This is a genomic window from Parapedobacter soli (genome assembly GCF_025460835.1).
GTDB classification, from domain to species: domain Bacteria; phylum Bacteroidota; class Bacteroidia; order Sphingobacteriales; family Sphingobacteriaceae; genus Parapedobacter; species Parapedobacter soli.
In genome coordinates, this window is sequence record NZ_JAMXAY010000041.1 from 26,933 (window position 1) to 43,614 (window position 16,682).

Below are 16,682 nucleotides of genomic sequence, written 5' to 3' on the forward strand. Positions count from 1 at the left end.
TTAGCGAAAATGTATCGTATTTATCAGCTCTCGTCCGCCACCGCGTATTATTTTATAGAGAAATAGACTTTATGGGCAATTATTCAAACGAACGCCCAACACCTGATACAATACGTCAGCCAATACCTGTATAATCGGCTAAAATTCGTAATGTTGCCAAATGGTTTTCAATTTCAAGAAACGATGGAAGCGGCCGCATAAGGTGGGCCTTGTACTCTCGGGCGGTGGCCTCAGGGGTATCGGGCACCTGGGGGCTATCAAAGCGCTCGAAGAACATGGTTACCGGCCCTCGGTCATTTCGGGGTGCAGTATGGGCGCTATAATTGGCGCCTTTTATGCCGCCGGCTATACAGCAGATGCGATGTTGAGTATCATCGAAAAAAACAACCTATTCCCTACAACAAGCTTCCGGCTACGGACGTCCGGCTTCCTAGACAGCCACTTCGTCTCGCGAATGATACAGAAGCACATCCCTGCAAACACCTTCGAATCATTGAAAACACCGTTATATGTAGCCGCAACGAATTTTACATCGGGCCAGATCGAATACTTCCACTCGGGCACCTTGGATGAAGCGCTTCTAGCCTCATCCAGCGTACCATTGATGTTTCCCGCAGTAAAACACAAAGGCTCCATATATTATGATGGTGGTATACTCGACAACCTACCTGTAAAGCCGTTGCTTGGACAATGCAAGTTCTTAATCGGAGTACATGTAAATGCACCCAACCGGATTATGGCAGACAAACTCAGCCCTGCCAAGGTATTCGACCGGATTACACATCTCGCAATCGGACATTCCGTAGCAGAGAGTGCGAAGAAATGCAACCTGTTTCTAGAACCACCCGAAATGCTACAATTCGGGATGTTCGAAAAAAAGGAAGTGATGGCTATTTATGAATATGTTTATACGTATGTCTCACAGCGTCTCACGAATGTCTGAAAAACACAGAGAACCGCCTTACCCCGGAACTGCGTTTTTCTCATACAAAACCAAGATATTATTAAAATTTTACAATTTTTACGTTTTCTCCTTGATAATAAAGAAAAATAGCGTAAATTTGGCTCGTCAAATAAGGAAAATGTTAATAGAGAACAACGCATATCGGTTTTTCGGTTTCTTTTACTTTACCAGTGAATGCCGGGATTGATATGCATTGATAACGAAATAAGGTATAAATGTAGAAAAGTCCCGGCACGAAAGCCGGGATTTTTTTTGTCCATACAAAAAGAACATGAGTATAAAAGTCGCCATACAAGGTATCAAAGGATGCTTCCATGAAGAAGCAGCTTACAAGTATTTTGGCAATGATATTGAAACTGTAGAATGCGAGTCATTTAAAAAAACCTGCGAATTGCTTAAGCATGGCCAGGTCGACCACGTCGTAATGGCTATCGAAAACTCCATCGCCGGCGGATTATTGCCAAATCATGCCCTGCTGCGCGATTACCGCTTCACCATCATCGGTGAAGTATATCTGCACATCAAACTCCACCTGTTGGCTGTTCCCGGCACCACTATCCAAGACATCAAGTTCGTCGAATCACATCCCATTGCCTTACAGCAATGCAGCGACTTCCTTGAAGAAAATCCACAGTTCAAAGTCACCGAGGGAGAAGACACTGCCGGAAGTGCAAAAAAGGTAAGCGAGTTGCAGCTAACAGATACCGCCGCAATTGCCAATCAACTATCAGCGAAGTTATATGGGTTGGATATCCTGGAAAGACGTATTGAAACCAACAAAAAAAACTATACCCGGTTCCTTATCCTAGCTAGGGAAGCAGTAGAAAAAGAAAATACCAACAAAGCCATGCTTTCATTCCAGACTGGCAATGGGGTAGGGTCACTCTCCAATGTGCTGAAATGTTTCGCTGAGCAAAATATCAACCTCAGCCGTATACAATCTATGCCGGTGTTGGGCAAACGCAATGAATATGAGTTCTATGTAGATTTGGAATGGCAAAACCAGGCTGACTATGAGGCTGCAATACGCCGGGTATTAAAGCATACAAATAATTTCAACATCATGGGCGAATATGTAAAAAATGATAAGGTTTGATTGAACCGAAATGATGTGTGTACATCACCCGAAAAAACAACGTGTAAAAAAACAAAAAAGAAGAAAATAAAAAGAAGAGAAAATGAAACAGACATTAGACATTGTACCCTTGAAATCATGGATTGATACCGGCGACTTGCCATTGGTCATAGCCGGACCATGCAGTGCCGAAACGGAAGAACAAGTATTGGCCACTGCTCACCTACTTGCCAATACTGGCAAAGTAAACGTACTCCGCGCAGGTATCTGGAAACCTCGTACACGCCCCGGTGAGTTTGAAGGTATCGGCAGCATTGGCCTGCAATGGCTGCGTAAGGCCAAAGACGAAACGGGTTTGCCTATCACAACGGAGGTCGCCACGGCCAAACACGTTGAAGAGGCCCTCGCTGCCGGCGTGGATATCCTGTGGATAGGAGCCCGTTCTACCGCCAATCCCTTCACCGTACAAGAAATAGCCGATGCGTTGAAAGGTGTAGATGTACCGGTATTAGTCAAAAACCCGGTTAACCCAGACCTCTCCCTTTGGTTAGGTGCCCTCGAACGCGTAAACCGTGCCGGTATCAGAAAACTGGGTGCTATACACCGAGGTTTCTCCTCCTACGAAAAAACGGCATTCCGCAATGAGCCGATGTGGGATCTGGCGATCCAGCTCAAAACGATGGTACCCGAACTTCCCGTGATTAACGATCCCAGCCATATCTGTGGCAACCGCGAGTTGATACCTTACATTGCACAAAAAGCACTGGACATGGACATGCAGGGGCTTATCATCGAATCGCATATCGACCCCTCCGTGGCATGGACCGATGCAAAACAACAAGTGACTCCGCAAGCACTTGCCGAAATCATTACGAACCTCGTTGCCAGACACGCAGAGTCAAACGATCCTGTATTCGAAGACAAGCTAGCCGAATTCAGAAAAGACATCGATAAGCTGGACGACCAAATTATCAAAATCATAAGCGACCGGATGAAAATCGTTGAAAAGATCGGCGAATACAAGCGCGACAATAATGTGACCATCCTGCAAGTAAGCCGCTGGGACGAGATTATCCAAAAGCGCAGCAATGTGGCACAGGCTCTTAAGCTCGATAAGGAATTCACCGTGAAGCTGCTTGAGCTCATCCACAACGAATCTATCCGCAAGCAAAATGAAATTATGAACACCACACCAGCAGCGGAGGCATAATGGCGAATCGGGTAATCGGGCTATTCCACCCAACAAAGTCGCTCGGCGGCACCGTAAAGCTCACTGGGTCGAAAAGCGAGAGTAACCGGGCATTGATTATCGAAGCCCTCGGACACGGCAGCGTAACGATTGAAAACCTTTCCGAAGCTGCCGATACCGTAGTGTTGAGGGAAGCACTCACCAAAGTAACGGCGGCCGACAGGGATTCTGAAATACCGATCGATATCGGCCCTGCTGGTACGGCCATGCGGTTCTTAACCGCCTATTTAAGCATAACAAGCGGCCGTTACCAACTCACAGGTAGCGAACGGATGCAGCAGCGGCCCATTGGCATATTGGTAGAGGCACTGAAAACGTTGGGGGCCAACATCCAGTATACCGGACAACCGGGCTATCCCCCACTCGCCATCCAGGGTGGCTTAGATCAGCAGACCACCGCTATACGAATAAAAGGCGATGTAAGCAGCCAATACTTATCGGCGTTATTACTCGTCGCTAGCGCCCTGCCTCACGGATTGCAACTACAAATCGAGGGCGAACTTACCTCTCGCCCCTACCTCACCATGACGCTGGACATGCTAGCAGAGGCCGGTGTATCACATCATTGGGTGGCCAACACCATCACCGTCGCTCCCCAGACGGTAAAACCCTGCCAATTGGTCATCGAACCCGATTGGAGCGCAGCATCTTATTGGTATGCAATGGTGGCTTTGGCCGATAAAGCCAATCTCTTCCTACCGAACCTGAAAGAGAATACCCTCCAGGGAGATGCCGCAATAGCAACCATCATGGCTGACTTCGGAGTAATCTCCTCGTTTGAAAACGGCGGCTTGCGCATCCAGAAAACGATATCCGGCGGTACCGGCGAGAAAAAAACACTCGACTTTACCGAATGCCCCGATCTTGCCCAAACAGTCATTGTTTGTGCAGCAGCTCAGCGACGGAATCTCTCATTCACAGGCCTGCATACGCTCCGGATCAAGGAAACAGACCGGGTAGCGGCATTGCAACACGAACTGGCTAAAATAGGGGTGCAGCTGATAGAAGATGGTACCGTATACCATCTCCATACCGAAGGTTTGTTCCGCCCGGTAAGTCTGACCATCGACACATACGAAGATCACCGGATGGCCATGGCATTTGCACCACTGGCATTGGTATTCCATGGCGTACGGATCAATGAACCCAATGTGGTAGAAAAATCATATCCCGACTTTTGGAAACATTTGAAACAACAGGGATTTATTATATCTTAGCCACCATCGTAAGCTACAATCAATATGGCGGGAAATTCATTTGGAGATATATTTCGTATTACCACGTTCGGTGAGTCGCATGGTGCGGCCATTGGGGTCATTATAGACGGATGCCCGGCGAACATCGCAATAGACGAGTCGTTCATCCAATCCGAATTGGATAAACGTCGGCCAGGTCAATCCAAGATCACCACGCAACGTAAAGAAAGCGATACAGCCCAAATACTATCCGGCGTGTTTGAAGGCAAGACCACAGGTACACCATTAGCCATGGTCATTCCCAATGAGGACCAACGGTCGAAGGATTATTCGCACATCAAGGATAAGTATCGGCCGTCACACGCGGATTACACGTACCAAGTCAAATATGGCATCCGTGATTACCGTGGTGGTGGGCGCTCGTCAGCCCGCGAGACAGCTGCGCGAGTCGCTGCTGGTGCGGTCGCAAAAAGCCTCCTCGCACAATCGGGTATCCGCATTTTCGCCCATGTATCCGGTGTCGGAAAAATCGAAGCTCCAAACCTGGAGCCACTGCCAATCGACGAGCTTATCCAAATCCGTGAAAGCAATATCGTACGTTGCGCCGACCCCGCCACGGCCAATGAGATGGTCGATTTCATTGATAGCATCCGTAAAGCCGGCGACACCGTGGGCGGCCGCATTAGCGTGGTCATCCAACAAGTACCCGTAGGATTGGGCGAACCAGTTTTCGATAAATTACATGCCGATTTGGCTAAAGCTATGTTGAGCATCAATGCGGTTCACGGTTTCGAATACGGGTCTGGATTTGCCGGATCGGAAATGCAAGGGTCCGAGCATAATGATATTTTCGTTAACCCCGAAGCAGATGCGCAACACCTCAAAACGTTGACGAACTTCTCAGGAGGTATTCAAGGGGGGATATCAAACGGCATGGATATAACATTCAGGGTGGCGTTCAAACCCGTAGCCACCATCATGCGTCCGCAACAAACAATTGACCAAACCGGCAAAAGCACCGAAATCACCGGCAAAGGCAGGCACGATCCGTGTGTGGTACCACGGGCAGTAATCATTGTAGAAGCAATGGCAGCGCTGGTAATGGCCGACCATTTACTCAAAAACCGGATTTATGAAACAAAATAACCAGTTCGTAATCGCTTCAGATATCGGAGGGACTCATATTACTGCTGCCCTCGTAGACACTACCGATTGGAAGGTAGTCACCGAATCTATCGTCAGGCATTGTGTAAATTCACACGCTGATGCTAAATCGATTTTATCGGCTTGGGCAGCTCCGTTTCAGGAAATTATTAGAAGTAACCCAGCATTATCAGCCACACCGTCCATAGGAATCGCAATGCCTGGGCCGTTCGATTATGAATGCGGAATTTCGCATATGCGCGACCAAGATAAGTACGATAGCTTGTATGGAATGGATATCCGAAAGGAATTGGCAGAGCGGCTCGGTATAAGTGGTGGAAACATTCGGTTTATGAACGATGCAGCCGCATTCTTACAGGGAGAAGTCTTTGCTGGAAAACATCATGACCACACTAAGATCCTAGGTATTACGTTGGGTACCGGACTTGGTACCGCAGTCTGGGAAAAAGGTAGCAACGCGGTAGATGCTGACTTATGGAAAACTCCGTATCGCGACAGCAATGCGGAAGAACATCTCGTGACCCGATGGTTCGTGCGGGAAGCCGCCAAATACGACATAACGGTAACGGGCCTCAGGGAGTTACTACAGGTCCGGGATAATAGTACCGCCGTCGACGATATTCTAGCCGAATACAGCAACCACCTGCTCGCTTTCATCCATTTTTTCAGTAGCAAAGAGGCTACCAATAAGTTCATTATAGGAGGCAATATCTCCAAAGCGTGGAACGTGTTCCGGGCATTTAATCCCGATGCCTTCGAAAATTTCGATATACATATCAGCCAATTAGGCGAAGATGCTGCATTGATTGGTGCAGCTGCACAGTTTGCCTAATAGAAAACGCTTAGATCAAACATCAAACAAATAATGCCGGATATTGCTTGGGATTTGAATCGTGCATAATGGCGTACACTGCTTCGATAACATCGTCTGCCGAGGGTTTAGAAAAATAATCGCCATCAGATCCGTAGGGAGGACGATGAGCCTTGGCCGTCAATGTGCGGGGCTGGCCATCAAGGTGGTAATACCCGTTTTGTACTTCCAGTACCTGCTGCAGGATAAATGCCGATGCACCACCCGGTACGTCTTCATCCACCACCAATAATTTGTTGGTTTTACTAAGTGACTGCGCACACACGTGCTCCTCGTCAAATGGCTGCAGGGTTTGGGGATCGACAATTTCAATAGAAATACCCAGTTTAACCAACTCTGCCGATGCTTCCTGTACCACGCGCAAGGTCGATCCATAGGACACGACAGTCACATCCTCGCCGGGCCTAACAATTTCCGCTTTACCTAATGGCACGGTGAATTCACCAACGTTCATTGGCATACGCTCTTTAATCCGATAGCCATTGAGGCATTCGATGACCAGCGCTGGTTCATCTGACCGCAACAACGTATTATACATGCCCGCCGCCTGTGTCATATTCCGTGGCACACACACATGGATCCCCCGAAGGGACCCCAATATCATGCTCATCGGCGAACCCGAATGCCATATACCCTCCAATCGATGGCCCCGCGTACGAATAATCAACGGCGCTTTCTGTCCGCCTTTCGTGCGGTAGCTCAAGCTCGCCACATCATCCGTAAGAACCGTAAGGCCATATACCAGATAATCCAGGTATTGAATCTCAGCAATAGGTCTCAATCCACGCATCGCCAATCCCATACCTTGCCCAATAATAGCGGCCTCGCGGATACCGGTGTCGAAAATCCGATGTTCACCGAACTTAGCTTGCAACCCAGCAAACCCCTGGTTCACATCACCAATTTTACCTACATCTTCACCAAACGCCACAATACGGACATCGCGTGCAAAATTAGCGTCGAAACAAGCGTTCAGCACTTCACGGCCATCTACAGGCTTGCTATCTCCATCATATATTGCTGCAACACTAGGCAGGTGCTGCGGCGCTTCGTGGGTTTCTGAGAATAGATAGGAATTATAGCGATTGTGATTAACTTGCTGCTTCTCGCGGTACCAAGCCAACAATGCGGCCTTTTCGTCACTTTGCGTTCCCCGCAATAGGCGGATGGCCCGCCTAACCGTGCCGTATACCTCTTTAAGGGATGGCTCAGTCAGCGACTTCAACTCATTGAGCAGCATCTGCGTCGTTTCATGAGGGATTGCTGCCAACAGCTCAATGGCCTCATCAACTTCCTTTTTCAGGGTTTTGTTGTAATCTGCCCAGGCACGCCGCTGTTCAGCACGTACTCCATCTTTCGATGCGCGCTCAATAGCACTCAATTCCTCATCATCAGCGATCCCCGATTCAATCATCCATGCTCGCATTTTGGAGATACAATCGTATTCTTCTTCCCATGCTAGTCGCTCGGCAGACTTATAACGCTCGTGCGAGCCCGACGATGAATGGCCCTGCGGCTGGGTCATCTCGGTTACATGTATCAAAACAGGGATATGTTGTTCCCGGCTTATTTTAGCCGCTTGTTCGTAGGTTTCGCAAAGGCCTGGGTAATCCCATCCCCTCACTTTGAAAATTTCCAGCCCGTCACCTTTCTCATCACGTTGGAATCCCTTCAGCACTTCAGATATATCGGCTTTGGTCGTCTGTATGTCGTTCGATACCGAGATGCCATAACCATCGTCCCATATCGAAATCACGACCGGAATCTGCCGTACCCCCGCCGCATTTACAGCCTCAAAAAACACCCCTTCCGATGTCGATGCATTACCCACTGTACCAAACGCAACCTCATTACCATTATTCGAAAAAATACCCATATCTGCCAAGTCGGGATTATTCCGATACATTTTAGATGCCATTCCGAATCCCAGCAAACGGGGCATCTGCCCCCCCGTCGTCGAGATGTCGGCAGCAGTGTTTTTCATCAATGTTTGGTCAACCCATTGCCCATCAGGGGTAAGCATGCGTGTGGCAAAATGACTATTCATCTGCCGGCCAGCTGATGACGGGTCGGCATTAACATCAGGGTGTGCGTACAATTGCGAAAAAAACTGATAGACCGAGACAATACCCGCCGCAAACATAAAAGTCTGGTCCCGGTAATACCCAGACCGCCAATCACCAAGTTGAAACACTTTCGCCATCGCTATCTGTGCCAACTCCTTCCCATCACCGAAAACCCCAAATTTGGCCTTTCCAGTCAAAACTTCCTTCCGCCCCAACAAACTAACGGCCCTGCTCTCTACGGCAATCCGGTAATCATCGATAACGATGGATTTGAAATCATCGTAACTAAGTTTGGCGCGGGTAGGGTATTCGCTTTGTTTAATATGGGTCTCAGACATAATTAAATTGCGTTTGCTCCAAAAATAGAGAAAAAAAATTTGTTCAAAAGCTACATTTGCTTTTAAATCCAGGCGCAGTTATCGGTTTTGGCAAAATTGGCCATTCATTGGGCGCGACATTCACCGGTCACCTCCAGTATCACCAAATCCGCCCGTATCATTCAAACAATAATATAACGTCTCCCGAGGGAAAACATTGCCTCCGCTAGCCCAGTAATTTCGTTACGCGGCCAATCTGCCCATCTTCTAATCTCACCTTGATACCCCTCGAATGGAATGAGGAAGACGTAAGAATATCCTTCACTACGCCCTCAGTAAGGCGCCCTGTGCGTTGGTCCTTCTTTAGGATTACCGCAACCTCCAAGCCCGGGTAAATGTCCTTACGGTATTTTCCTTCCATACAGTCTGCCGTCGGGATATGGGTTTAATTCAACCAAGAATCATGCACCACCACCTTATTCCAAAATTTGGAATATTTCTCGATGGCCGCAAGGTGAATGGGATGGGTCTCGTACGTATTGATATCCTCCATGGTATCAAAATACACCAACAGGTTGTATGTAAAACTATTATCCACCACATCGCGGTCGTGTGTGCTGGCCGCTCTCCCGTAATGGAGCGATTTGATCGTAGGAATAGCTTTCAGTTCCTCAAAAAAACCAGCGAAATCCTTAATCTCTTGTTCAGATAGCCCATCGTTGAGCCAAAAAAGCACGTAGTGTGCAATCACTTCTTTGTTTTCCATTGTCTCGTTATTTTCGTCGTTTGTGTTTGTTTGATCGTTCTCCTGATTTGATGTAGGGGGTGCACACGCAGCCACCAAACTGCTACCTATCCCTGCCAGAGCAACTGCTGTCCCCGCTCGTTTAATAAAATGCCGTCTTTCCATATCCATTTATTTGTTGTTAATTTGTTTGACCTATAGCTCGGCTTTACCGCTTCATCCCATTAACGCCAGTGCTCCCTATTTACTCACAATCTTTAAGATGTCATTACCAAAAACAAAAACCATAAGCGCCAAGAGTATAAAAAAGCCTGCGATCTGTGCCTTCTCAAGGAATTTATCGCTCAGTGGTTTGCCTTGGATGATTTCCACCAGTAAGAAAACGACATGTCCCCCATCCAACGCCGGTATTGGCAGGAAATTCATCAGTGCTAACGCCATCGACAAGATGCCTACCAACGTCCAGAATTTGATCCAATTCACCTCAGACCCAAACATGGTGGCAATACGCACCGGACCTGATATGGCCTTATCTGCACGCAATTCGCCAGTGGCTATTTTACCTAACCCCTTAGCGTTATCTATCAGTGTACCCCACGCTTTGGACGCCCCTATCGGCAACGACTCAAAGAAGCCATAATGGACAGTGACATGGGGAAAATCGGTATCTTGGTAGGCCAAAAAACCGAGGGTACCATCCTCCGGCACGGTTGCCTCCACCGTAACCGTGTCAACACCGCGGAGCATCGTCAGCAAGACCTGCTTGCCGGAGCTGCCCCCAATGATATCTCTTACCTGATCCCAGTAGGGTGTAGCCGACCCGTTGATGCTCAAAATACTATCGCCGGGCTGAATCCCCGCCATCTCGGCTACACTACCCGCAATAACCGAATCGACGGCCATCGTCCTTGATCGGACCGCCACAAACTCATTCCTGTCATAGTCGGCAACATCATTCAAGATATCTCCCGGTACGGGTATCGATAAGGTCTCTCCATCGCGTACCACCGATAATGTGGTGTTTCCCATCAGCACTTTTGAACCGAGTAGGTCGCTGAACCGGAGAATAGGCTGACCATCCACCGCCGTGATATGGTCACCTGCCTGCAAACCGATCTGTTTACCGATTACGCCTGGCACCACCCCATTTACCAATTTGGTATTATCAATATAGGTTTCTCCATATTTGAATGTAAGCATCCAAAATATGAATATACCCAATATGATGTTCACGATAATGCCCCCCATCATCACAATAAGGCGCTGCCACGCCGGTTTAGAACGGAATTCCCAGGGTTGTGGTTCGCCTTGGAGTTGTTCCGTATCCATCGACTCATCAATCATCCCTGCGATTTTAACATAGCCCCCTAATGGCAACCATCCGATGCCGTACTCGCAACCCTTATAGGTAAATTTGAACAGTTTGATACCCCACGCATCGAAAAACAGATAGAATTTCTCAACCTTAATCCCAAATGCACGTGCTGCCAGGAAGTGACCTAACTCGTGCAATACAATCAAAATGGACAGCCCTAACAATACCTGTCCTATCATCACCAATACACCCATTTATTTTACTTTGCTATATGATATGCGTTATTATATTTCATTACTAAATCGGAAGTGACTTCACGGCTATACCGATCAGTTTCCATATAATCGTCCATTGAAGGAACCTCTATATGCGTCACCCGCTGCATCACCTCCTCGATAATATCACTCATCTGTAAAAAGCCCACCTCTCCATCCAAAAATGCAGCCACAACCACTTCATTCGACGCATTGAGGATGCAGGGCATATTACCCCCGATCTCCAACGCCCGATAGGCCAGTACTAGGTTACGGAATGTATCCGTGTCTGGTTTTTCGAAATTCAATGCCGGGAAATCCGTAAAACTAAAGCGCTTCAATCGGTTCTGCACCCTTTGAGGATGTGTTAGTGCATATTGGATAGGCAATTTCATATCTGGCAGTCCCAATTGGGCCTTGATACTTCCATCCTCAAACTGCACGAGTGAATGAACCACGGATTGCGGATGGACGATCACGTCAATCTGTTCAGTTTGCAGACCGAACAGCCATTTTGCTTCAATAACCTCCAGGCCCTTATTCATTAATGTGGCCGAGTCAATCGTAATCTTCGCTCCCATCACCCAATTGGGATGCCGTAGTGCTTCTTCACAACCTACAGTAGCTAAGTATGCCGCACTCTGCCCCCGGAAAGGTCCACCAGACGCTGTCAGATAAATCTTTTCAATCGGGTTATGCTGTTCACCTGCGATGCACTGAAAGATCGCCGAATGTTCAGAATCTACTGGCAAAAGGCGGATGCCATGCCGCTCCACAAGTTCCATCACCAGCTGCCCAGCCACTACCAATGTCTCTTTGTTGGCTAATGCAATATCCTTACCGGCAGTAATGGCCGCTACTGTTGGGCGCAGACCAACGTATCCCACCAGTGCGCTGACAACCAAATCTATATAATCGTACTGCACAACATCTTCAAGCGCCGGGACACCCGCAAGCACCTCAATAGTGGTGTGTGATAATGCTGCTTTTACTTCACCATACCTACTCTCGTCTCCAATCACGACTGCTTTAGGTTTGAACTCCAACGCCTGCTCAATCAACAAACGCGCGTTCTTAGCAGCTGTAAGTACCACAACCTCAAACCGGCCGGGATACGAGCGGATCACTTCAAGTACTTGTGTGCCGATACTACCGGTAGCACCTAAAATCGCTATTTGTTTTTTTTTCAATATTTTATAGTTTTCGTAGGCCACTAATCATCCAATCACTGCGAAACATCCATCATAGTCCACCCATCAAAGACTAGATTATATGCTTCATTACTTCCGGATCATCCCCACCACGATAATCGGCCATCATGCTCCTAAAAGCCATCGCAATAACCACACTCGACAACGGCCCTACCAAAAAAGAATTAACCAAACTCAATATCGTAGACACCATTGGATAACCCGCGTAATTAAAATACATATATAGAAGGTGCAAAATGGCAAAAAAAGCCAATATCAACAACAATCTGGTAACATTTCCTCTGGTAAGCGCAAAACTGAGGCGGAGTGCGCGGAAAGGTTCTGCCTGCTGTTGGATAATGAAAAACGGATAAAAAGCCACCCGCAGCAAAAATGCAAAAACAACGATAGCTGATATGATTCGCGCGATATTCACCATCAACGAAACTTCCACCCCCGCATATATCAATGGGAATGCTAATACCGAAATAATGAGATAAAACACCAACGCAAGCAACGCTATGCTAAACATCGCTGTAAAAAAATAGCGTAACTCCCTCGTACTGGGCACCGTTTCCATTAAGCTGATCTTTTCTCTTTTATCGGCTAACGCCAAGATATATTTAAAAAGGGTAAGCTGCGTACCGAAATACAAGATAACGAACAGCAAAGCCATAAACACACTTAAGAAAGTGTTCACTTCGCTGAAATAAAAGGCCAATATACCAGACGTATTAGAGGTTAAAAACAACAGGAAACAGAGGCCGGCGATAGAAAAATAATGGTTTTTAAGCAACTCCCAAGAGCGGGAAATCACCTCATTTACGGCAAACGTACTGGCTTTCAAAAATTGAATCATTGACATCCGGTAAACTCGGTTATTGACCCTAAAAAAAATCCCGACAACGTCGGGACAATTCCGTGGAGGATACCGGATTCGAACCGGTGACCTCTTGCCTGCCAGGCAAGCGCTCTAGCCAGCTGAGCTAAACCCCCTTTTTGCGGACTGCAAACATAGATAAAATAGCTTTCACTTGCAAGTGGCAAAATAAAAATAAGAGGTAATTTATTCGCTGCTATCTCAATGCTTTGGGCACCGGCTCTTCCAGCAAATACTGATAGTAAAACCGATACCGCTCCTTCCGGTCGTAAGCCGATTTTTCGCGTGAAAAACCATGCCGGCTACCGGGGTATATCATTAGCTCGAAATGCTTATCGCTATCCGTCAATGCATCGACCAATTGGATGGTATTCTGCATGTGCACATTATCATCCATGTCGCCGTGCAGAATGCGTAGCACTCCTTTGTACTGGTCGGCATACGTCAGCACCGAACCGTTCCTATACCCTTCGGGGTTATCTTGCGGCGTATCCATATACCGCTCGGTATAGTGCGTATCATAAAGTTCCCAGCTAGTTACCGGTGCTCCGGCAATGCCGTAATCGAAATAATCCGCCCCTTTCGTCAATGCGAGGCACGTCATGTAGCCGCCGTAGCTATGTCCCGTGATGAGCAATTTATCTTTTGCTACCCAAGGCTTACTTTTCAACCACTTGGCCGCTGTGATGTAATCTATCATCTCCCAGTGACCAAGGTTCCGATGCATCAGCGCCACGCCCTCTTTTCCAAAATGGCCGGATGCCCGATGGTCGACACTGATCTGGATGATGCCCTCATTGGCCCAATGTTGGTTGGCCGTGCCCTTCCACGTATTCCGTACCGTACCCGCATCCGGACCGCCATAAATACTAAAAATGACCGGGTGCGGTGTCGTCTCGTCAAAATCCGTAGGCCAGGTGATCGTTGCCGGCAGGGCGTAGCCATCTGGCGTAGGAATGGTGATCAACTCCGTTTTGGCATAAATATAATCGTCGAAATCATCCGCTTTGCTGTCTGCCAATTCTTTTACCAGCCGCCCTTTGTTATCCAACAATGCGACCCTAGGCGGCGTACTGACATTGGAATACGTCGTGATGAAATGTTTCCCATCGGGCGCTACGGCCACCTGGTGGGTATAGTCGCCAAATGTGAGCCGCTTCAAGTTCTTTCCATTGTAATCTACGCGGTAAAGGTCTTGCGTGGCCGAGTGCTCCTTACGGGCGGTAAAATAGATGACCCTATTCTTTTCATCAACCAATTCAAGCGAAGATACCTGCCATTTCCCTTCGGTAATCGGGTTTACAAGGGTTCCATCAAGCTTATACAAGTAATAGTGTGCCCATCCGGTCTTATCACTCTTCAAGATATAGTGCTTGTTGTCTTGCAGGTAAGTGATGCGCTCCTCGTGGCTAAGGTCGATCCAGGCATCTTGCCGTTCATCATAGATTTCCTTTTTTGCCCCCGTCCGCGGGTCTACTTGGTAAAATTTCAGATTGGTCTGATCCCGGTTCATCCACTGCACCATCAAGTTACTGCTATCGAAGCTCCAATAGGGCTGGCCGAAGTATTGGTCGTCTTCCGCATTGAAATCGGCCCAAACCACATCGCCACCTTCCACAGGCACGAAGCCCACTTGCACTTCGGGGTTTGGATCGCCCGCTTTCGGATAACGTGTTTGCTCCACATAGCCGTGTTGGCCGGCGGACCCGTATATAGGGAACATGGGTACGCGCGTATCGTCGAACCGCATAAAGGCCAGTGTTTCGCTATCCGGCGCCCACCAAAAGGCACGGTAGCGTGAAGCCCGACCTAAAATCTCTTCAAAATACACCCACGAGGCCCAGCCGTTGTAAATGACGTCGGTGGCATCCGTAGTGTACCGTATTTCACGACCGTCGGAAACGTTCACCGCATACAGATCGTTGTTCCGGGTGAAGGCGACATATTGGTTATTAGGTGATAGTGTGGGGTTCTTCTCTTCATCCGCGGGCGATTGCGTCAATTGCCGCGGCGCTTCGGTGCCCTGGCGAATGAAAACATCGTTGTTCTCCATATAAACCACCACATTGCTGGCCGGTGGCGGCGTATACACACTTCGTTCGCCCGTTTTAACGTGTACTTGGTAGCGCTGCTTGCTTTGCACATCGTATTCAATATAATGCTGGGCATCCGCCCAGCCACTAAAAACGTTGATCGGCTTGGTCAGCGACGGCTTCTGCCCTAGCGACTGTTGCAGGTCTAGCCGCTTGGTCTGGGCTTCCGTTTGGGATACAAACAACAGGAACGCACCTATTGCCATGCATAAACTACGATTCATATGTGTATTATTTTGGTTATTCACGTAAGTTAATAGCGACTAAGGTAGGGAATTTTGTGCATCCGAACCACACAAATGGTTGCTTACGGATGAAATCAACGTGTCTTCGTAAAAAACATCGTGTCATGGCTACTAAACTGACCTTATCGGTTGAAGACTTCATCCATAAACTGAAGCCAGAGCGTTGCTCTACGTCCCAAGTATTTCTCCAATAGCTACGGGGAGCACTTCCTCGAAAGCCCACGGATTCAGGCTGCGGTACGGGGCCGGTGAAGAATGAGCACGGGTTGGACGCCGTAACGCTTTGTATTCTGAATCCGAATCCATGTAAACAGGCAAGGAAAACATGGAAAGCAAGGACAATGACATGTATTCCGCGCCTCCATCAATGTAGTCTGTACCTAAAGACAGGTAGTTCGGGCATAAATACATGTAGTGCAAGGTAAACAACATTGCTTTTCCTGACAACTACAATGACACCGCGTCTAAAGACGTGTAATCTGACGCTTTATACATGTCTTTGTAAATAGATTACATGTAAATGGAGGCAAACTACATGTAGTTAGCGGAAAACTACATGTAGTTTGATGCTCTTTAGCGATGGATTAGACACATAAACAACTAATATTAAGCGATTTAATTAAATGATTAGGGTCGGTTTATTTTACTGTAGCGATAGTGAGGTGTAATTCTAGGCCAGAATTCCGATTCGTCCGTCGGAAATATGGCCTAATTCTCCACCATCGAACCCTCAAGATAGTCAGACCTTTGTAAATGTTAATGGCTTGCCAAATTTAAACGAATAAAAAGACTGTGCGAGTAAACGTACTCGCAAATCGGATGCGTGGCAGAGTGGATTTGATCTGACGCGGGGAAAGCCTGCCGCGGAGTAAATCCGATCGGATGCACGGTAGAGTTGATTTGATCTGACCTAGGGAAGGCCTTCCGGACAACAAATCCGGTCTGATCTGAGTCAAATCAAATTGGATTTCAGACCGAACAGACATTATCTTGCTTGTATCCAATCCTTTATCTATCGATTATTAACAAAAAAACGTAGTGAGGTGTCAAATCGTGGG

General features: G+C 47.7%; 13 protein-coding genes and 1 tRNA gene. 6 read left to right on the top strand and 8 right to left on the bottom strand.

The features are described from left to right. Positions 1–160: 160 nt before the first annotated feature. From NGM62_RS15950 to NGM62_RS15975, 6 genes are all read left to right on the top strand, one after another. Positions 161–943, top strand: a complete 783-nt coding sequence (locus tag NGM62_RS15950) for a patatin-like phospholipase family protein (RefSeq protein WP_262249258.1) — start codon at positions 161–163, stop codon at positions 941–943. A 292-nt stretch (positions 944–1,235) separates the two neighbouring features. Then, a complete protein-coding gene (locus NGM62_RS15955) occupies positions 1,236–2,060 on the top strand; it encodes a prephenate dehydratase (RefSeq protein ID WP_262249259.1) in 825 nt (274 codons plus the stop codon). Positions 2,061–2,142: 82 nt separating this feature from the next. Next, positions 2,143–3,249 (top strand): chorismate mutase, encoded by a 1,107-nt coding sequence (locus tag NGM62_RS15960; RefSeq protein ID WP_262249260.1) that lies wholly within the window; start codon positions 2,143–2,145, stop codon positions 3,247–3,249. Further along, positions 3,249–4,505, top strand: a complete 1,257-nt coding sequence (gene aroA, locus NGM62_RS15965; RefSeq protein ID WP_262249261.1) for a 3-phosphoshikimate 1-carboxyvinyltransferase — start codon at positions 3,249–3,251, stop codon at positions 4,503–4,505. The genes NGM62_RS15960 and aroA overlap by 1 nt, the downstream gene beginning before the upstream one ends. 24 nt (positions 4,506–4,529) lie before the next feature. Next, positions 4,530–5,630: a chorismate synthase gene (gene aroC / locus NGM62_RS15970; protein WP_262249262.1), complete on the top strand. Its 1,101-nt coding sequence runs from the start codon at positions 4,530–4,532 to the stop codon at positions 5,628–5,630. Further along, positions 5,617–6,480: an ROK family protein gene (locus NGM62_RS15975; RefSeq protein WP_262249263.1), complete on the top strand. Its 864-nt coding sequence runs from the start codon at positions 5,617–5,619 to the stop codon at positions 6,478–6,480. Before aroC ends, NGM62_RS15975 begins: the two co-directional genes overlap by 14 nt. Positions 6,481–6,502: 22 nt before the next feature. Here NGM62_RS15975 and NGM62_RS15980 read toward each other — a convergent pair whose 3' ends face one another. From NGM62_RS15980 to NGM62_RS16015, 8 genes are all read right to left on the bottom strand, one after another. Further along, a complete protein-coding gene (locus NGM62_RS15980; RefSeq protein WP_262249264.1) occupies positions 6,503–8,923 on the bottom strand; it encodes an alpha-ketoacid dehydrogenase subunit alpha/beta in 2,421 nt (806 codons plus the stop codon). Positions 8,924–9,128: 205 nt separating this feature from the next. After that, positions 9,129–9,323: a YwbE family protein gene (locus NGM62_RS15985; protein ID WP_262249265.1), complete on the bottom strand. Its 195-nt coding sequence runs from the start codon at positions 9,321–9,323 to the stop codon at positions 9,129–9,131. 24 nt (positions 9,324–9,347) lie between these two features. After that, a complete protein-coding gene (locus NGM62_RS15990) occupies positions 9,348–9,818 on the bottom strand; it encodes a Dabb family protein (protein WP_262249266.1) in 471 nt (156 codons plus the stop codon). 69 nt (positions 9,819–9,887) lie between these two features. Further along, complete coding sequence (gene rseP, locus NGM62_RS15995; RefSeq protein ID WP_262249267.1) at positions 9,888–11,216, bottom strand: RIP metalloprotease RseP; 1,329 nt, start codon at positions 11,214–11,216, stop codon at positions 9,888–9,890. Positions 11,217–11,221: 5 nt separating this feature from the next. Continuing rightward, positions 11,222–12,406, bottom strand: coding sequence for a 1-deoxy-D-xylulose-5-phosphate reductoisomerase (locus tag NGM62_RS16000; protein WP_262249268.1), 1,185 nt, complete (start codon positions 12,404–12,406; stop codon positions 11,222–11,224). A gap of 73 nt (positions 12,407–12,479) precedes the next feature. Beyond that, entirely contained in the window at positions 12,480–13,265 is a 786-nt protein-coding gene (locus NGM62_RS16005) for a beta-carotene 15,15'-monooxygenase (protein WP_262249269.1), read from the bottom strand. A 63-nt stretch (positions 13,266–13,328) separates the two neighbouring features. Continuing rightward, positions 13,329–13,402 (bottom strand) — tRNA-Ala (locus NGM62_RS16010). 80 nt (positions 13,403–13,482) lie between these two features. Next, positions 13,483–15,603: a S9 family peptidase gene (locus NGM62_RS16015; RefSeq protein WP_262249270.1), complete on the bottom strand. Its 2,121-nt coding sequence runs from the start codon at positions 15,601–15,603 to the stop codon at positions 13,483–13,485. Positions 15,604–16,682 lie beyond the last annotated feature (1,079 nt).